The organism is Leuconostoc rapi, assembly GCF_016908715.1.
Classification (GTDB): Bacteria; Bacillota; Bacilli; order Lactobacillales; family Lactobacillaceae; genus Leuconostoc; species Leuconostoc rapi.
Genome location: NZ_JAFBEK010000003.1, coordinates 194,479 through 212,888 on the forward strand (window position 1 = coordinate 194,479; position 18,410 = coordinate 212,888).

Annotated in this window: 15 protein-coding genes; 12 read left to right on the forward strand and 3 right to left on the reverse strand. The window is 39.3% G+C overall.

The window, feature by feature from the left end; all coding sequences use genetic code 11:
• The first annotated feature begins 6 nt into the window (after positions 1–6).
• Both JOD28_RS04760 and JOD28_RS04765 read left to right on the forward strand, forming a co-directional pair.
• Entirely contained in the window at positions 7–1,272 is a 1,266-nt protein-coding gene (locus JOD28_RS04760; RefSeq protein WP_204769725.1) for a glycoside hydrolase family 32 protein, read from the forward strand.
• A gap of 74 nt (positions 1,273–1,346) precedes the next feature.
• Positions 1,347–2,219, forward strand: a complete 873-nt coding sequence (locus JOD28_RS04765; RefSeq protein ID WP_204769726.1) for an ROK family protein — start codon at positions 1,347–1,349, stop codon at positions 2,217–2,219.
• Between the two features lie 37 nt (positions 2,220–2,256).
• On the opposite strand, the gene JOD28_RS04770 is transcribed toward JOD28_RS04765, so the two are convergent.
• Complete coding sequence (locus JOD28_RS04770; RefSeq protein WP_204769727.1) at positions 2,257–2,646, reverse strand: ribonuclease HI family protein; 390 nt, start codon at positions 2,644–2,646, stop codon at positions 2,257–2,259.
• A 183-nt stretch (positions 2,647–2,829) separates the two neighbouring features.
• Here JOD28_RS04770 and JOD28_RS04775 point away from each other — a divergent pair, with 183 nt between their 5' ends.
• The 6 genes from JOD28_RS04775 (at position 2,830) to JOD28_RS04800 (ending at position 8,631) form a co-directional block, all read left to right on the forward strand.
• A complete protein-coding gene (locus tag JOD28_RS04775) occupies positions 2,830–3,231 on the forward strand; it encodes an EbsA family protein (protein ID WP_204769728.1) in 402 nt (133 codons plus the stop codon).
• Positions 3,209–4,135 carry an RluA family pseudouridine synthase gene (locus JOD28_RS04780; protein ID WP_204769729.1) on the forward strand — a complete coding sequence of 309 codons (927 nt, stop codon included), beginning with the start codon at positions 3,209–3,211 and terminating at the stop codon, positions 4,133–4,135. Before JOD28_RS04775 ends, JOD28_RS04780 begins: the two co-directional genes overlap by 23 nt.
• 44 nt (positions 4,136–4,179) lie before the next feature.
• Complete coding sequence (gene pyrR / locus JOD28_RS04785; protein ID WP_013103939.1) at positions 4,180–4,707, forward strand: bifunctional pyr operon transcriptional regulator/uracil phosphoribosyltransferase PyrR; 528 nt, start codon at positions 4,180–4,182, stop codon at positions 4,705–4,707.
• Positions 4,708–4,771: 64 nt separating this feature from the next.
• Positions 4,772–5,851: a carbamoyl phosphate synthase small subunit gene (locus JOD28_RS04790; RefSeq protein WP_204769775.1), complete on the forward strand. Its 1,080-nt coding sequence runs from the start codon at positions 4,772–4,774 to the stop codon at positions 5,849–5,851.
• Positions 5,832–8,345, forward strand: coding sequence for a carbamoyl phosphate synthase preATP-grasp domain-containing protein (locus JOD28_RS04795; protein ID WP_204769730.1), 2,514 nt, complete (start codon positions 5,832–5,834; stop codon positions 8,343–8,345). The genes JOD28_RS04790 and JOD28_RS04795 overlap by 20 nt, the downstream gene beginning before the upstream one ends.
• The gene (locus JOD28_RS04800; RefSeq protein WP_204769731.1) at positions 8,338–8,631 is read left to right on the forward strand and encodes a DUF7671 family protein; all 294 of its coding nucleotides are present in this window, start codon (positions 8,338–8,340) and stop codon (positions 8,629–8,631) included. The genes JOD28_RS04795 and JOD28_RS04800 overlap by 8 nt, the downstream gene beginning before the upstream one ends.
• A 111-nt stretch (positions 8,632–8,742) precedes the next feature.
• On the opposite strand, the gene JOD28_RS04805 is transcribed toward JOD28_RS04800, so the two are convergent.
• Entirely contained in the window at positions 8,743–9,975 is a 1,233-nt protein-coding gene (locus JOD28_RS04805) for a multidrug efflux MFS transporter (RefSeq protein ID WP_204769732.1), read from the reverse strand.
• 234 nt (positions 9,976–10,209) lie between these two features.
• On the opposite strand from JOD28_RS04805, the gene JOD28_RS04810 reads away from it, so the two are divergent.
• Together JOD28_RS04810 and dtd are read left to right on the forward strand one after the other, a co-directional pair.
• Positions 10,210–12,447, forward strand: a complete 2,238-nt coding sequence (locus JOD28_RS04810; RefSeq protein ID WP_204769733.1) for a RelA/SpoT family protein — start codon at positions 10,210–10,212, stop codon at positions 12,445–12,447.
• A gap of 36 nt (positions 12,448–12,483) precedes the next feature.
• The gene (gene dtd, locus JOD28_RS04815; RefSeq protein ID WP_204769734.1) at positions 12,484–12,930 is read left to right on the forward strand and encodes a D-aminoacyl-tRNA deacylase; all 447 of its coding nucleotides are present in this window, start codon (positions 12,484–12,486) and stop codon (positions 12,928–12,930) included.
• A gap of 24 nt (positions 12,931–12,954) precedes the next feature.
• On the opposite strand, the gene plsY is transcribed toward dtd, so the two are convergent.
• Positions 12,955–13,575 (reverse strand): glycerol-3-phosphate 1-O-acyltransferase PlsY, encoded by a 621-nt coding sequence (gene plsY, locus JOD28_RS04820; protein WP_204769735.1) that lies wholly within the window; start codon positions 13,573–13,575, stop codon positions 12,955–12,957.
• Between the two features lie 203 nt (positions 13,576–13,778).
• On the opposite strand from plsY, the gene parE reads away from it, so the two are divergent.
• Both parE and parC read left to right on the forward strand, forming a co-directional pair.
• Positions 13,779–15,836: a DNA topoisomerase IV subunit B gene (gene parE, locus JOD28_RS04825; RefSeq protein WP_204769736.1), complete on the forward strand. Its 2,058-nt coding sequence runs from the start codon at positions 13,779–13,781 to the stop codon at positions 15,834–15,836.
• A gap of 135 nt (positions 15,837–15,971) precedes the next feature.
• Positions 15,972–18,410 (forward strand): DNA topoisomerase IV subunit A, encoded by a 2,439-nt coding sequence (gene parC, locus JOD28_RS04830; protein WP_204769737.1) that lies wholly within the window; start codon positions 15,972–15,974, stop codon positions 18,408–18,410.

Genomic DNA, 18,410 nt, shown 5'->3' on the forward strand with positions numbered 1-18,410 from the left:
AGCTTAATGCTAGTAACAAATGATCATGTCGCTTTTGAAAAATATCATTTATATCCATCAATAGGATTATTAAATGATCCAAATGGTTTAGTACATTTTAAAGGGCAATACCATGTGTTTTATCAATGGAACCCGCGCGCCTGTGACCATACTTATAAAGTCTGGGGGCACTTTGTTTCCGACGATTTGATAACATGGCAACGTGTTGAGACAGCTTTGGAGCCATCACTTGAAAATTTGGATAGCGCGGGAATTTATTCAGGAGCAGCATTTGTCCACGACGAGCGATTGTATGTCTTCTATACAGGGAATGTGCGCGACAGCGCTGGCCATAGTGTGAAATCTTCTCAAATGTGGGCAGTCAGCGATGATGGTATTCATTTTGAAAAATTGGGTGAATTGTTGCCACATCCAGAGGGCTTTACAAAAAATGTACGAGATCCTATGGTATGGCAAGGAAAAAATGGGCATTATTTTCTAATACTAGGCGCGCAACATGATGATAATGTTGGTGATATCATTGTTTATGAATCTATCGATTTCAATCATTGGCGCTATCGTGGATCAATACTAGGTGATCAATTACCAGATGTTCGTGGATATATGCTAGAGTGTCCGAGTTTTATTGAAGTTGATGGCAAACAAATTTTAATGTTTTCACCACAAGGATTGGCGCCAGACACTAAGAACCATCGCTATGAAAATATTCACAATACAGGTTATGTTGTTGGTGAATTTGATGAAACAACAGCTCAATTTCACGTGTCAACTGAGTTCTCGGAAGTAGATAAGGGGTTAGAATTTTATGCGCCACAAACTTTAATTGCCCCAGATGGTCGGCGTATTATGTGGGGTTGGGCAGGTATGATGACACCTGAACGGGAGGAATCAATACCGACTATTGCAAAGCAACAATGGGTACATGTTTTAAGTTTGCCGCGCGAATTGCATGTTGATGCGAATAATAGATTAGTTCAAAAACCAATTACAGAAATTTTGAATCCAAAATTATTAAAAGATTTCACCCACGTTGAGACTGGTCAATATACGATTGATACAGTCGACGATTGGCGTATACAATTTGGTGAACATACGACGTTGGAACGGCAGGGTAACGACCTTATTTTGAAACGCCGTCAGTGGGAATCTGATGAAATTGAGCAACGCCAAATTACTGGTCATGTGAATAATTTAATATTAATTGTAGACATTGATGTGATTGAAGTTTATACTGATGATGGTCTCAGTGTAATGACATTTCGTTGGTTTTAGACGTGTCACTAGCCGAGGTAATAATGGCGCACAGATCGTTTAAAACGATCGTATATAGACAAAGGGGTAAAATTATGGGATTATTAGGTGCAATTGAAGCAGGTGGAACAAAGTTTGTTGTAGCTGTCGCTGATGAAAATTATAATGTCATTGAACGCTCAGCGTTTCCAACGCTGGATGGTGAAAAAACATTAGATCAAGTGATCGCGTTTTTTGACCAGTTTGATAATATTGATGCGATTGGTATTGCAGCATTCGGGCCAATTGATATTGTTACCAACTCTAAAACATATGGCTATGTCTTAGATACACCGAAACGTGGTTGGTCAGGTTTTGACTTTTTGGGACGTATGAAGACATGGCGTGATATTCCTTATTTCTGGACAACAGATGTTAACGGTGCTGGATGGGCGGAATTTGAAACCGGCGCTGCAAAAGATGTTAACAACATGGTTTATTTGACAGTTGGTACTGGTGTGGGCGCCGGAATTGTTTCTGGGGGTCATCTAGTGAGTGGTTACGGACATCCTGAGGCAGGACATATCTTCTTACAAAAACACCCAGAAGACACGTATGAAGGTCATTGCCCATTCCACGGGGACAACTGTTTAGAAGGACTAGCTGCTGGACCAGCGATTGAAGCACGTTGGCAAATGAGTGCCAAAGAAATACCTGATGATCATATTGCTTGGAAGATTGAAGCTTATTATTTGGCACAAGCTGCACTAGATTACACAATGATTTTGCGTCCTGAAAAAATTATCTTCGGTGGTGGTGTACCACATCGTGATATTTTGTTCCCGCTCATTCGCGAAAGCTTTGCTGAACAAATGAGTGATTATGTTGACGTACCCAATTTAGATGACTACATTGTGCCCGTAGCAAATGGTGATAATGCTGGTATCTTGGGTTGCTTCTACCTTGCTAAGACATTATTGACAGCCTAAAAAAAACAAAACAACCCTACCGATAAACCCTTTTGGTTTATCTGGTAGGGTTGTTTTTTAGTGCTTGTAATGCCAGATTATGCGCCCCAAGGTTAGCTTTTTCAGGAATCCATTGGCTTAATACAATCTGATGTGAGGATAATAACATCATAATCGTATCGACGAGTGTCTGGTAATGTTTAGCGTAGTTTTTATGAAGTGCGTCAATTAAAATTTGTGAGTCGCTATATACTTGTAGCATATCAGTCGTATTTGGTAATTGTTGCAGGGCCCAAATTAAACCATAAAACTCAGCTTCGTGATTATCTCTTGTTACCTGAATACGCGTTTTGAGCTGCCTTTGCTGTTTATTAATAATAATAACTGCACCGGCAGCGCTACGACCTGACTCGATATGACGAGCGGCATCAACATAAAGGGTCATCATGACTTCAGTTCTCCCACTTCTATCAGTATATTAAATCTGAAAAAATTGTTTCTAGATTAAATTATACCGTGTTTTCTAAGAAAAGTTATCAAAATACAATTAAAATACATGGTAAAATAAAGGGTAACAACTAATGACAAAATATAACAAACTTAAAATGGCTAAGTAAAGTAGAGGCAAAATATGGTACCTAAACGTGGTTTTTTTCAACCATTAGATATAACAGGACAGATTGGCTGGTTGTGGTGGCTAATCTTTCTAATGGCTGGCATAATTGTATGGGGTGAAATGGCATTTAAAATTGAAATAATTTCAATGGTGTATATTTTAGCGATATTAGTTTTAGGCGTGGCGCTAGTTTTACGCCGACGCATCTATGTTGCCGGATCACAGTTATTTTTAGGGCGTGTCTTTGTGTCAGATTACGAAAAAATATCTTTGACAACAATAGAAAAATGGCAATTAGAAGGGCATGTCCTATCATTCACGCGCGCTGGACGTGCACGTAAATATTTATTGAGTCAAAATATTGCGAATCAAATTAAGGAATATATGAGTACCCATGACGAAAAAAACAATGATTAATATTACAACGCAAGTTGGTCGTATCGATGCTATTTTGGCAAAAGAAGACTTACAATATTCACGGACAACATTAGCTGAATGGTTGCAAAAAGGGAATATTTTAGTTAATAATAACAAAGTAAAACGGTCTTACAAAGTAAGCGAGGGGGACACCATTAGCATTTTCCCACCTCAAGTTGCATCAACTGAGATTATTGCTGAAGATATACCACTTGATATTGTTTATGAAGACAATGATATTTTGGTGGTTAATAAACCACAGGGCATGGTAGTTCACCCAGCTGCCGGACATGCTTCAGGAACGCTCGTCAATGCTTTACTGTATCACGCGCCGTTGTCGACAATTAATGGTGCATTTCGACCAGGCATTGTCCACCGTATTGATCGAGATACGAGTGGTTTATTGATGGTTGCTAAAAACGACGTTGCCCATCAAGCTTTGTCTGCACAATTAAAAGCGCATAAAAATGACCGTATTTATTATGCTTTGGTGCGCGGTGAGTTTTCTGAAAATTCAGGGACTATCAATGCGCCAATTGGACGCCACCCTGTTGATCGTAAAAGGCAAGCCGTGCAAGCAGGTGGGCGTGAAGCAATAACGCATTTTGAAGTGGTGCAGCGCTATGTAGGTTTCACGTTATTAAAGGTACGTTTAGAAACTGGGCGTACACATCAGATTCGTGTGCATTTAACCTATATTGGTCATCCAATAGTAGGCGATCCAGTTTACGGAAATGCGCAAAAATTAGCTGACGTGCCGTTAGTTGGGCAATTATTGCATGCTAAGACGTTATCGTTAGCTCAACCAACAACTGGCGAAGAATTGAGATTTGATAGTCCATTGCCAAACTATTTTCAAGCGGCTTTGGCGACACTCACAAAGATTAATCAAACCGATATTTAATTTGGAAGGAGAATATGTGACGAGAGTCATGTATTAAAATTACTATGGCAAATAAAGAAGTGCTTGATAATGCATCTCTCCAACGTGCATTGACGCGTATTACTTATGAAATTATTGAACGTAACAAAGGGGGCCAGGATCTGGTTCTTGTGGGTATTAAAACGCGTGGTGAATTTTTAGCTCATCGTATTGCAAGTAGATTAGAACAACTTGAAGAAGTGAAAATTCCTGTTATGGCAATTGATATTACAAATTTTCGTGATGATGTTTTAAATCATGACGATAGCTTAGGGTTAAATGATGAAGAAAGAACCAATATTGCTGATAAAAACATTGTATTAATTGATGATGTTTTATTTACTGGGCGGACCATTCGTGCAGCATTGGATGCCTTGATTCATATTGGTCGTCCAAAAACAATTTCTTTAGCGGTTTTGGTTGATCGTGGGCATCGGGAACTACCAATTCGTGCAGACTTTGTGGGTAAAAATATTCCAACAGCCCAAAATGAAAAAATTAAAGTTTTCGTGCAAGAGATTGATGGTCGCGATGCGGTTGAAATTGTACATTAATAGGAGATTGTACGCTTTATTTAGTTGATTTAGATAAAGAGCTGTACACAGTTAAAAAAACATGATGAAACGTCACTTAATCCTTGAAGATGGTACGATATTTCAGGGCCTTGGTTTTGGTTCGCCAGCAACCACTTTTGGAGAAATTATTTTTCATACAGCCATGACTGGCTATCAAGAAATCATTACCGATCCTATTTATGATGGGCAAATGATTGTTTTTGCGATGCCAGTTATTGGGGCTGGCGGCATTCACGCGGAGGCTTATGAATCAGTAAAGCCAACGATCAGTGGTATGATCGTGCATGACCTAGCTGAAGTCTCTGTGAATCGTCAACGACGTATGAATCTAGATCGATTTTTGAAACAACATAATATTCCAGGGCTATATCAAGTAGACACGCGGCAATTGATTCGTCATTTGCGCGAAACAGGTCCGCAAAAAGCAACAATTGTTGACTATGCAGATGAGCACGCTGTAGATCAATTAGTGGCTACTGTTTTAACTAATAAACAGGTTCAAAATACAGCAACGCCTAAACCGTATGCTAACCCTGGTAGAGGTCGCCATATTGTTGTCATTGATTTTGGGCTAAAACATGGCATTCTACGTATGTTAGGTGATTATGATGCCAATGTATCGGTGTTACCTTACACGACTAGTGTAGAAGAAGTTTTGACCTTAGACCCTGATGGCATTATTTTATCTACGGGACCAGGCGATCCTAGAACATTACCAGAAAGTGTTTTGACGTTGATACGGGTGTTACAGTCAAAAGTACCCATGCTAGGGATTGGTTTAGGTCACGAATTGTTTGCTCTGGCAAATGGTGCAGAACTTAAGCCGTTGCCTTCAGAGCATCATGGTATGAATCATCCAATACAAGAAATTATTTCTCGCCAAATATTTTACGCGATGCAGGGTCAAGGCTATGCTGTAGATGGAGAAACGATTAATCGCAAAAAATTATTTGTCACTTATCGTGATTTGGTTGATGGTGCCGTTCAAGGGCTGCGGCATCGTGAATTTCCAGCGTTTAGTGTCCAGTTTTTTCCAGATGCGGCACCAGGGCCACTTGAAGCAACGGCTGTATTTGCTGATTTTTTTGAAACGGTAGAAGATTATGTCGAACATTACAACTAATAAGGAAATCAAAAAAGTTTTATTTATAGGTGCGGGTTCTAACGATTTTGGGCGTGAAGCTGAGCATGATGCTGCTATTTATCAAGTCATGCCTGAATTACGTGGTCATGGGGTTGAAGTCTTTGTTATTGATGAAAATCCTTATGCTTTATCGCTTGAAAGTTTAGCAGCTACAACGTTTTGGCAACAATTGACCGTTGAAAATATAAAAAAAATTATTCGGGAACACCATATTGATACGGTTGCACCGTTATTTGGTGGCCAATCGTCATTAAGATTATGGGCAGAAGTCGTACAGAGCTGGGCGTATGGCGATGGCACAATGCCAAACACATTGGGATTAAGCATTGATATGCTACTCAAAGTAAACAATTTACCCGTACTGACAGCATTTATGTCAGAGCATGGGTTGCCTGTTATTAATAATTATGTGTTAAAGGCTCAAGATGAGGCAAATGAGCTATTGCGAGAGCTACAATTACCGCTGATGGTTCGTGCCTTGCATCCGAACCAAACAAATACACGACATGTAGTCGAACGCTTGGATGATTTTGAAGATGCGATTAATCTGGCTAAAGTCCAGTCTGTCACACAAGAGGTTATTATTTCACGAGCAATTAACGGTCTAAAAGAGGTTAGTTTAGAGGTACTACGTGATTTTCGCGGTAATAAAATGCAAATTGGGGCAAGTGAAGATATGGACCCCATTGGCATTCATACGTCAGATTCGTTGAGCGTATCACCCATATTAACGATTCAGGATCAACTGATCGGTAAAATGCGTGACTATGCTTTTAGAGTGGCAGATATGCTACAATTGCAGGGAATTATGCATGTGCAGTTTGCAGTTGATGATGAAACGCGTAGAATTTATATTATTAAAGTGTCACCTTATATTGATCAAATGGCGACGAGAATGGCTCTGGCGACAGGCTATCCAACAATGCTTGTTGCGGTTAATTTGGCCATGGGTATTGCTTTGGAAGATATTGTATTACCACATAATTTTGGTGTCAATGCTGCAATGATGGAACCGATGATGGATCACGTTGTTGTAAAACTACCAGTATTTCCATTTGGTGAGTTATCAGAAGCGGGTGTGTCAGTAAAAAGACAACTCAATAGTGTTCAGAAATCTATTGGTACGACACTTGGTTTTGGTCGGACGTTTATTGAGGCTTTAGAAAAAGCCATTAGATCAGCTCATTTCAATAATGCTAGTTTTTCACCCACGAATATGGCTAACATCAACGATGATGAGCTTATACAGCAACTCATTCATCCACAAGATAATCGTGTTTTATTGCTCATTGAAGCGATTAAACGGGGTTATGAGATAGACGAGCTTGCTGAATTGACTGCTATTGACGAGTTTTATTTTTATCAATTACAGCATCTACATACACTCGAAGTTGAAATTGAAGCTGATACGGATAATATCGAATCATTACGCCGCGGTAAGCGATATGGTTTGTCAGATGGGTTATTGGCGCGTTTTTGGCATACAGATTTTAATATTATCCGTACATTAGCAAAAGAAAATAGTATCAATGTTTCCTATAAGGCAGTTGAACCTTCAGCTGGTGAATTTCCAGAAAATGCGCGTCAATACTATGCAACATATGAAACAGAAAATGAATCCGTTCAAATTCATGATAATGCCGTCTTAGTTATTGGATCAGGCGCTTTTCGTATGGGGGATGCGGCATCTGGCGGCTATGCAACAACGATAACATTATCTGAATTGCGACGCCTACAGTATCCAACAATTATTATGAATAATAACCCTAGTGATGCGACGTTGTTACCACATTTGGCAGATAAACAATATCTTGAACCACTTGAAATTTCAGATGTGATGCGTGTAGTCGAGTTAGAAAAACCACAATTTATTGTTATTCCAGGAAACCGCCGGAAGTTGATAAAAGCCTTGCGCAATTTGGGACAGCGTGTGGTTATTTTACCAAAAGAACGACATACGCCCAATGGACCCAATGAGAACCAATCAGAGTTTGCATTGAATTTATTTTATGATGGCCATGATAGTTATCCAATAAATTTAACTCAACATATGGCAGGCGAGATGCGTATCATTCCTCAAATTGCCAAAATGCCAGATGATCTTTTGGCAACACATATTGACAATCCAGGAGTATATCAAGTGATTTGGTATCAAAATACAACACATTGGAAAGAGCATGTTGATACATCAAATATTGGACATGATACTTGGTTAAGGCCAATGCCCTTTGGGCAGGTAGCTTATTTGACGAAAGCCATGCAGATCCAATGGATTCGTCTAACCATCAGAGCGGCGACTAACGAGATGACTGAGGAGGATAATGCTATGTTATCCACGATTAATCAACGTTTAACAACAGAACAAATAGGTGTAATAGCTTCTGATGTGAACTATCGCTTGCATTTACAGCCAAGCAAAGTAATAGATGGCACAAGATTTGAAATAGGTGTGAGTGTGAAACACTATGGGTGACAGTAAAAAGTATATTGTACATGTTTTTACGGGTGTTGTTCTGAACCAAGATCTATCAGGGCAATACGTCCCTCGTGCTGAATCGTTACCTCATGTTTGGCGCACCGGAAAACATACAAAAGGCCAATTTAAAAAGATTGGTCAAATATTTATAACAGAAACAGGTCAAGCGGTTGCGGTAATAGGGATTGAAAAGTTGAAATTTAGTCAACGACATGATTACGTCCCTTTGCAACGGTGGACCAATTTATATATTGAACCAGAAAAATTACAACTATGGGCATAGAGTGGCCAAGTCGTGTCATTTTTTCTTGATTAAACACATAAAACGCCAAGTATTAAAAATACTTGGCGTTTTATGTGTTTAATATGATAGGCAAGTCAGCACGTGGACCAATTAATTAGTTGTTTGTGGATTATTGCGCGTCGTGATGTTAAACAAGACAGCATTGATAACAACGAGTACAGCACTAAAAATAAAAATGCCACGGTAATCAAATTTACTAGCAATTAAAGCACCAAACATTGGCCCCAAAACAGAACCTAAAGATTGAAAGCTTTGATTATAACTAAAAATACGTCCAGTCATCTCTTTTGGCGATTTCTTTGATAATAGTGTTTGGACAGCTGGTAACATCGTAGCGTCGCTAATACCCACCAGAAAACGAAAGAACATGAGCATACCAATACTTGTCACAAAGGCAGTTGGTACGAAGGCGATGACGGCTATCGCAAATCCTATTTTAATCATGCGTGCAGTGCCAATATGATCACCGATGCGACCAAAAGATGGCGCCGCGATAACAGTCGCAATGCCTGGCATCGCAGCAACCACGCCTGCAATGAATGTCGTGTTAGATGCATGATTCATTAATTCGCGCACAAACAAACTAATAATCGGATTGATGGATGTATTAACAGTTTGTATCAACATTGTGGTGATAAATAAGCCAATAATAAGTCGCTTATCAGGTATATGTTGCCAAATATTTTGAGTTGACGAGACATTAGTATCTGTTGAAGGCATATGTGGCGTCTCTTTAACAAGAAATAACGTTACTAAAAATACTAAAAATAAAATAACACCTGTGATATGAAAGGACATGCGATAACTAAAAAAAGTAGCCAAGAGGCCACCAAACAAGGGGCCGATTAAATTACCAGCGGTCATGCCTGTAACTAAAATGCCTAGTGCTTTACCAGCATGCTTTTTAGGTGTTTGTGTTGCAACTAAAGCGTTAGCATTTGATATAAAGCCACCCATTGCGCCCTGCAAGGCACGTAATGTAAATAGTTGCCAAACGTTAGTGACATTTCCCATCAAAAACATAACAAGAGACATGCCAATTGCAGCACGCAATAACATTAATTTTCGGCCCTTACGATCAGCTAACTTACCCCAAAAGGGAGACACGATAGCAGTAACAAGAAACGAAATTGCAAATACGGCGCCAGAATAAAAACTGAGTTGATTTTTATTAAAATTGCCTAATGTGTCAATGTAAAGTGCTAAAAATGGCATGACTTCGCTTAGTGCAATACCTGTCATAAACACACCAAACCAAAGAACAAAAACGTTACGTTGCCAAAGAAAATCAGCATCTGGCGTTTCTTTGATACTTTTAGACATATAATGATTCCTCTTTTTAAAAATGTTATTACTAGTCTATGCCTATTTATTAAAATATGCACGTTATAAGACTAGCCTTGTGAAAACATTAAATTTTTATTATAATTAAAATACGTATAGAAACGTCAAAAGGCATACTGCGGTTTTTAAAATAGTGATGTGTCTTCCGGAATATGTGAAGGGAAAAGTATCAATTTATTGGCAATATATGAATGATTTGATACGTTTAAGATTATGGCTAAAACAAAAAAGTATACAGGTGAAGAGGTCCTGACGCTAGTATCACGATACATGTCAGAATCTGATACTGCGAAGGTAAAAGCGGCTTACGAATGGGCATCTGACTTGCACAAAACGCAGTTACGTCAATCTGGTGAGCCTTATATTGTTCATCCTATTCAAGTCGCGGGTATTTTAGCTGAAATCAAGATGGACACTGCAACTGTCATTTCTGGCTATTTACATGATGTTGTTGAGGATACAACGGCAACACTAGCAGATGTTGAAACTAAATTTGGTAGTACAATTGCCCAGATTATTGATGGCGTAACTAAAATTAGTAAGATTCGATACAAAAATTCACAAGAACAATTAGCAGAAAATCACCGTAAGTTGCTTTTAGCGATGTCAAAAGATATTCGTGTCATTATTGTGAAGTTGGCTGATCGACTGCACAACATGCGGACATTGGGTGCATTACGCGAAGATAAGCAACGTCGCATTGCTAACGAGACATTAGATATTTACGCCCCATTAGCTGATCGATTAGGTATCAGTACAATTAAATGGGAGCTCGAGGATTTATCTTTAAGTTATTTAGATCCAGAAAAGTATCATAGCATTGCCTCACAAATGAATATGAAACGTGATGAGCGTATTCGTTATGTGCAGGAGGCTGTTTCCGAAATTCAAAAAGCAATTCAAGATTTAGAACTTCAAGATGTGAGCGTTTATGGTCGGCCAAAACATATTTACTCTATTTATCGTAAAATGACCGATAAACATAAAGCCTTTGAAGAAATTTATGATTTGTCAGCTGTGCGTGTTTTAACAGATACGATTCCAGATACTTATGCTGTACTGGGCGCAATTCATTCTAAATGGATGCCTTTACCTGGTCGCTTTAAGGACTATATTGCCTTGCCAAAAGCCAACGGTTACCAAAGTCTTCATACGACTGTTATTGGTCCGGGGGGCCGACCCTTGGAAGTTCAAATTCGAACACATAGTATGCACGAAGTGGCTGAATTTGGTGTTGCCGCCCATTGGGCGTATAAAAAGAACAAGGGTTCTAACAAAGAGGCTAAAGTTAGTGATCACAGCCAACAGGCTTTGAATGTGATTCAGGGTATCTTAGAATTACAAGAGGATGCAAAAAACGCTGAAGATTTCATGGCTGGGGTACAAGGCGACCTGTTTAGTGATCGTGTCTATGCTTTTACACCACGCGGGGATGTGTTTGAATTAGCTAAGGGCGCAGGACCATTAGATATGGCTTTTTCAATTCATACTAACGTAGGCATCACAACAACTGGTGCAAAGATTAATGGTCGGATTGTGCCATTAGACTATAAGATTAAAACAGGCGATATTATTGAAATTATTACGAGTTCTACGGCTAAACCGAGTCGAGATTGGTTAGATTTGGTGTCAACACGTCGTGCGCGTAATAAGATCAAACAATATTTTAAACAATTAGATCGTGATGACAATATTGAAGCGGGTCGTGAATTATTGACACGTCATTTACGAGAAACTGGTTTTAACCCGTCTGATTTGTTAGCTACAGGCAGTCTAGTTAAAGCAGCCGAGGCACTACATTATCATTCATATGACGATATGTTTGCTGCTATGGGTTATGGTGATGTTGCAGTACCAGGTGTATCAAATAAGCTCACAGAGGGTATTCGTGAAGCCCAACAAGAAGTAGAGACTGCCGAACTACAGCGGGAGCTGTTGGAGGAAGGACATGAAATCAAGCGTGATGAGACAGCGCTTACCCAACGACAAAAGGGCACCTCAGATAATATTATTATTGCCGGTGTCGATAATTTACTAGTACGATTAGGTCGTTGTTGTACACCAGTTCCAGGTGACCAAATAAAGGGATACATCACAAAAGGGCGTGGCATATCTGTTCATCGTGTTGGGTGTCCAAATATTCGCGCTGCTCAAACTGAGGGTCAACGGCTAGTCGATGTCGAGTGGGAAGATGAACAGGGTCTGAAACCAAATTATGATGCTGATTTAACTGTCCATGGCGAGAATCGTAATGGCTTGTTGAACGATGTTTTGCGTACGGTTAACAATCGGACAAAATTTGTTAACTCTGTTAATGGCCATGTGACTAAAAATAGTATGGCACAAGTTTCATTGTCACTCGGCGTTAAAAATAGTGAGCAGTTAAATATAATTATGGATTCGCTCAATAGTTTACCAGCTGTTTATGACGTTGAACGTACCTTCCATTAACCATGAAAACCATGGACGCTCAAGGAGTTTGAAATTATGAAAATTGTGTTACAGCGTGTTAAAGAAGCGAGTGTCTCTGTTAATAACCAACAACTTAGTGACATAGGACAAGGGTATTTACTACTGGTTGGTGTATCAGATGATGATACACAGGCAGATATTGATTATTTAGTGCATAAAATTAAACGGCTACGTATTTTTGAAGATCATGATGGTCGGATGAATTTAAGTATTCTTGATGTTCAGGGACAAATACTGTCCATATCACAATTTACTTTGTTTGCTAACACAAAAAAAGGTAACCGACCCAGCTTTACAGCTGCGGGAGCACCTGATTTGGCCGCAACTTTATATGACCAGTTTAATGCAGCATTACGCAGTGCTGGTCTGTTTGTTCGGACAGGTGAATTTGGTGCTGATATGCAAGTTGCCTTGGTTAATGATGGACCAGTAACCATTCTTTTTGATACGCAACACCAATAAAAAATGACTTTGCTCTAAGCAAAGTCATTTTTTATTATTTTTTTTACGAATCATATTATAGATACCAAATGGCACAGTACTTTCTGTGCCGTTCTTTATGCGCTTAATATTTGAACGATGTCGATAAAAGACAAAAATTGTTAAAATTGCAGCAACAAATGTTAAGGTGAAATCATGATAGAATAGCGAAGCGACAACAGCAAAACTGAAACTGATCATTGCACTAAGAGAAACCATCGAGGTTAAAATTAATATTAGAATAAAAATGAGAATCACTAGCAGAAAAAATTGGGGATTATAGGCTAATAGTATGCCAGCTGAGGTAGCAACAGCTTTACCACCTTTGAATTTGAGCCAAATTGAGAAAGTATGGCCAATAATTGCAGCAACGCCAACTAACATTGGGTTAATATGACTATGGAACAAAAGTGGTAATAGGCCTGCAGCAGTACCTTTTAATAAATCTAATATTAAGGTTACGGTACCGGCAATAGGACCAAGAACCCGGAAAGAATTAGTTGTGCCAATATTGCCAGATCCTTCATCACGAATATCTTTGTGATAAAAGACTTTACCAATCCAAAGACCAGGCATGAGAGACCCTAAAAAATAAGATAAAATAAACATTAATATTGTTAAAAACATGATTTAAACTCCTTATAGTTGTGCGTTAACACAGAGTTAATTCTATCATAAAAACAGATAGTAGAGGGGGTAACTTAATCAAAATAAAATATTTACACTTGTCAGAATACGATTTTTACTCTATGATAATATAGATTGACGCATGAAAATGAACAACTGTTCGATCATGACAATGTTTTAAATTAAGAAAGATATGAGTACTCATGGCAGAAAAAAACCATTATGATTCAGATTCAATAAAAATTTTAGAGGGCCTTGAGGCTGTTCGTAAACGACCTGGGATGTATATCGGATCAACAGATGGTCGTGGTTTGCATCATTTAGTTTATGAAATTGTTGATAACGCAGTTGATGAGGCGCTGGGTGGTTTTGGTAATGACATACGTGTTACTATTCATCCAAATAATTCAATTACTGTGCAAGACTTTGGTCGCGGTATGCCCGTTGGTCTTCATGAGTCTGGCAAGCCAACACCAGAAGTTATTTTAACTGTTCTTCATGCTGGTGGTAAATTCGGTCAAGGTGGTTATGCGACATCTGGCGGTCTACATGGTGTCGGTTCATCTGTTGTCAATGCCCTATCGGAAAGCTTACAGGTCACAATTGTTCGTGATGGTCATAAATGGCAGGAAGATTTTACTAACGGGGGACAACCGGTTGGGACGTTGCGAGATTTAGGTGCGACGAAAGAGAAGCCAGGAACCACTGTGACGTTTAAGCCAGATCCAACAATATTTAGTGCTGTTGTCTATAAGTATGATACGTTATCTGAAAGACTCCGTGAATCAGCTTTCTTGATGTCAGGTGTTAAATTTTCATTGACTGATGAACGGGTCAAACCAGCTCGAGTGGAGACCTATCATTATGAAAAAGGCTTAGAAGCCTTCGTGGGCTTTTTAAACGAAGATAAGGGCACAATTGGGCCTGTAATGACTTTTGAAGGTGAACAGTCAGGGATTGTGGTTGATGTTGCCGCACAATACAATGATGGCTACTCTGAAACGCTATTGTCATTTGTAAACAATGTGAGAACACAAGATGGTGGGACACATGAAGTTGGTTTTCGAACGGCTTGGACTAAGGCTTTTAATGAATATGCACGAAAGGTTAATCTTTTAAAAGAAAAAGATAAAAATCTTGAAGGGACAGATGTTAGAGAGGGATTAGCAGCTGTCATTTCATTACGAGTACCGGAACAATTTTTACAATTCGAAGGTCAGACAAAAGATAAATTAGGGACGCCTGAAGCTCGTGGTATTGTGGACTCAGTTGTCAACGAAACACTTGGCCGTTTTTTGATGGAAAATGGTGATTTTGGTCAGAACTTAATCCGAAAGGCAATTCGTGCACGTGAGGCGCGTGAGGCTGCACGTAAGGCGCGTGATGAAAGTCGAACAGGTAAGGCAAAAGGTCAAAAAGAGCGTTTATTATCAGGGAAATTGGCGCCAGCGCAATCAAAAAACGCAGAACGTAACGAACTTTTTCTTGTCGAAGGTGATTCGGCCGGTGGTTCTGCTAAGCAGGGGCGTGACCGTAAGTTTCAAGCTATCTTGCCCTTACGTGGTAAGGTTTTGAATACAGAAAAGGCGAAGTTAGTTGATATTTTGAAGAACGAAGAAATATCAACATTAATCTATGCAATTGGTGGCGGTGTTGGTAATGATTTCAAGGTGGCCGATACAGCCTTTAATAAAGTAATCATCATGACTGATGCCGACGATGATGGGGCTCACATTCAGACCTTATTGTTAACCTTCTTTTATAAATATATGCGTCCTCTAATCGAAGCCGGACGTGTTTACATTGCATTGCCGCCACTGTATCGTGTGAAGTACGCGTCAAAGAAATTTGAAGATCAATTCGCATGGACAAACGATGAACTGGAAACGATTACAAGTCAGAATGAGGCGCGCTATGAGTTGACTCGGTTTAAAGGTCTTGGCGAAATGAACGCGCCACTGCTTTGGGAAACCACAATGAATCCAGAAACACGGACGCTAATACGCGTTAAAATTGATGATGCGGTATTAGCTGAGAAACGTGTGACAACGTTGATGGGTGATAAAGTTGAGCCACGTCGAGAATGGATTGAAGCCAATGTTCATTTTACTTTGGACGAAGCAGGTTCTATTCTGGATACAGTTGATGGCGATGATGCTAAGTCAAGCGATGTCTTTGAGAAAGCACGACAGCATGAAAAAAATAGCCAGGTTAAATCATCAGTGACAAGTGATCCGGTGATAAAAAATTGGCAAAACTAATTTATTTTTAGTGTTTACTTAGTGTACTTGATGATATATCAACTAACCGTGTACAATTGTGCACGGTGTTTACATAACTAATTTATTTGAAAGGAAATAGGCCTGCTTAACTGAGATAAGCAGGCATTCACATATATGGCAGATCGTATAACCGAACTTTCACTGGAAGCAGTGATGGGTGAGCGCTTTGGACGCTACTCAAAATATATTATTCAAGAACGTGCATTGCCGGATATTCGTGACGGGTTGAAACCAGTACAACGACGAATTCTTTTTGCGATGGATCAAGATGGCAATACATACGACCATCCTTATCGAAAATCAGCAAAGTCTGTTGGCAATGTCATGGGTAATTTTCACCCGCACGGTGATTCCTCTATTTACGAGGCAATGGTACGCTTGTCGCAAGACTGGAAAGTTCGTGAACCATTAATCGATATGAATGGTAATAACGGTTCAATTGACAATGATCCTGCAGCGGCAATGCGTTATACCGAGGCGCGTTTGTCAAAAATAGCTGGTGAAATGATGGCAGACTTGGGGCAAGAGACTGTTGACATGGTTTTGAATTTTGATGATACAACATATGAGCCAACAGTGTTGCCTTCTCGTATTCCGAGTTTGTTTATTAATGGCGCAACTGGTATATCAGCAGGTTACGCCACAGAAATTCCACCGCATAATTTAAAAGAAATTAATGCCGCTTTGACGTACCTGTTGGACCATCCCGAGGCGCCTTTGTCAACTTTAATGCGATATGTCAAGGGCCCAGATTTTCCAACTGGAGGAATAATCCAAGGCCTTGATGGTATTAAAAAAGCTTATAAAACCGGACGAGGTAAAATCGTTGTACGTGCTAAAACCGCAATATCAGAACTAAAAGGTGGCAAAAAGAAAATTGAAGTCACTGAGCTACCTTATGAAGTTGTTAAATCCAATTTAGTTTCAAAAATTGATGGTATTCGGTTAAATAAAGAAGTTGCCGGTATTTCGGAAGTGCGTGACGAATCAGATCGCGAAGGTATGTCTATTGTCATTGAGCTGACTAAAGATGCTAATGCTGAAGGTATATTAACGTATTTGTTTAAGAAGACTGATCTACAGATCGCTTATAACTTTAATATGGTGGCTATTCATGATCAACGACCAGTTCATGTTGGTCTTAAACAAGGATTGCAAGCCTTTATTGATTTCCGTAAAGAGGTCGTGTTGAAACGCTCAGCGTATGAGTTAGCTAAAGCACAGGCACGCCAACATATTGTTGAAGGATTGATACGTATGTTATCAATCTTAGATGAAGTTGTGGCGACTATTCGCGCCTCAAAAAATCGTAGAGACGCTACGCAAAACTTAATCACACAATTTCAATTCACGCAACCACAAGCCGAAGCAATAGTGACATTACAGTTGTATCGCTTGACCAATACTGATGTGACACAATTGGAGGAAGAGTTTGCAACATTAGCCGCCAAAATTGAACGTTTAACCTTAATTATTAACGAAGCATCAGCATTAAATGATGTTATTCGCGATGAAATTGCGGCAATTACAACAAGCTACCGTTCTCAAAGACGATCAGAAATTGAGGCAGAAGTTGAGGATTTGGTAATTGATACAGCAGTAACAATTGCAGAAGAAGACGTGCAAGTCCTTGTTTCTCGTAACGGTTATTATAAGCGTGCATCAATACGCTCTTATAAGGCATCAGATTCTGATAATGGGCTAGCTGATGATGATTTGGTTGTATTTGAAGGTCAATTAAATACCACCCAACATCTATTCATGTTTACGAATAAGGGAAATTTAATTTATCGGCCAGTTCATGAGTTGCCAGATTCCAAATGGAAAGATACGGGAGAACATTTTTCTCAACAATTATCAAATTGGCACGCAGATGAATTTGTGATTCAAGCCGCTGTTGTGGATACATTGGATCAGGGCGGTGCATTTACCATTGTTTCAAATGATGGTTTTATTAAGCAAACCACCTTAAATGACATGGTGCCAAAGGCCTATAAGAAAAAAACCGCTATGGCGATTAAATTAAAGACAGATGCGAGTTATGTTGTTAATGTGGCATACTCTAAGGCGCCAGTTGAATCTGAGGCTCTGTTATTATCCCATTATGGGGTTGGTCTCCGTTTTAAATTAACTGATGTACCAGAAATTGGGCCACGCACAGCTGGTGTTAAAGCTATGGACTTACGAGGTGATGATAGCATTATGGCAGCCTTATTTATAACGGATAAATCTCAACAGGTTGCCATCGTTGCTAGTAACGGCGCATTTAAATATATGCCAATCTCAGAAATTAATTTGTCAAAGCGTGCTAACAAGGGACTTTTAATTTTCACGCAAAAAAAGACAGTTGCTTATCACGTAGCAACGGCTACTATTTTTGATAGCGATGAAACAGCGCTAGAAATTTTAACAACGCGTTGGCAAACGCAGAATCTGCAATTGAGTGATTATCATCCATCACAACGTGTCGGCAATGGACAATATGTTGTTGATGTTAAGAAGAATGGGAAACCATGGCACATTAAACCACTAACGATTACAGCGACAAATTAA

Excerpts from the sequence above, each read along its gene's own strand:
- plsY (WP_204769735.1), bottom strand. The coding sequence starts at position 13,575 with ATGTTTTTAACAATATTAATGTTTATTTTATCTTATTTTTTAGGGTCT.
- parE (WP_204769736.1), top strand. The coding sequence starts at position 13,779 with ATGGCAGAAAAAAACCATTATGATTCAGATTCAATAAAAATTTTAGAG.
- JOD28_RS04790 (WP_204769775.1), top strand. The coding sequence starts at position 4,772 with ATGAAACGTCACTTAATCCTTGAAGATGGTACGATATTTCAGGGCCTT.
- JOD28_RS04795 (WP_204769730.1), top strand. The coding sequence starts at position 5,832 with ATGTCGAACATTACAACTAATAAGGAAATCAAAAAAGTTTTATTTATA.
- dtd (WP_204769734.1), top strand. The coding sequence starts at position 12,484 with ATGAAAATTGTGTTACAGCGTGTTAAAGAAGCGAGTGTCTCTGTTAAT.
- pyrR (WP_013103939.1), top strand. The coding sequence starts at position 4,180 with ATGGCAAATAAAGAAGTGCTTGATAATGCATCTCTCCAACGTGCATTG.
- parC (WP_204769737.1), top strand. The coding sequence starts at position 15,972 with ATGGCAGATCGTATAACCGAACTTTCACTGGAAGCAGTGATGGGTGAG.
- JOD28_RS04765 (WP_204769726.1), top strand. The coding sequence starts at position 1,347 with ATGGGATTATTAGGTGCAATTGAAGCAGGTGGAACAAAGTTTGTTGTA.
- JOD28_RS04800 (WP_204769731.1), top strand. The coding sequence starts at position 8,338 with ATGGGTGACAGTAAAAAGTATATTGTACATGTTTTTACGGGTGTTGTT.
- JOD28_RS04805 (WP_204769732.1), bottom strand. The coding sequence starts at position 9,975 with ATGTCTAAAAGTATCAAAGAAACGCCAGATGCTGATTTTCTTTGGCAA.
- JOD28_RS04775 (WP_204769728.1), top strand. The coding sequence starts at position 2,830 with ATGGTACCTAAACGTGGTTTTTTTCAACCATTAGATATAACAGGACAG.
- JOD28_RS04780 (WP_204769729.1), top strand. The coding sequence starts at position 3,209 with ATGACGAAAAAAACAATGATTAATATTACAACGCAAGTTGGTCGTATC.
- JOD28_RS04810 (WP_204769733.1), top strand. The coding sequence starts at position 10,210 with ATGGCTAAAACAAAAAAGTATACAGGTGAAGAGGTCCTGACGCTAGTA.
- JOD28_RS04770 (WP_204769727.1), bottom strand. The coding sequence starts at position 2,646 with ATGATGACCCTTTATGTTGATGCCGCTCGTCATATCGAGTCAGGTCGT.
- JOD28_RS04760 (WP_204769725.1), top strand. The coding sequence starts at position 7 with ATGCTAGTAACAAATGATCATGTCGCTTTTGAAAAATATCATTTATAT.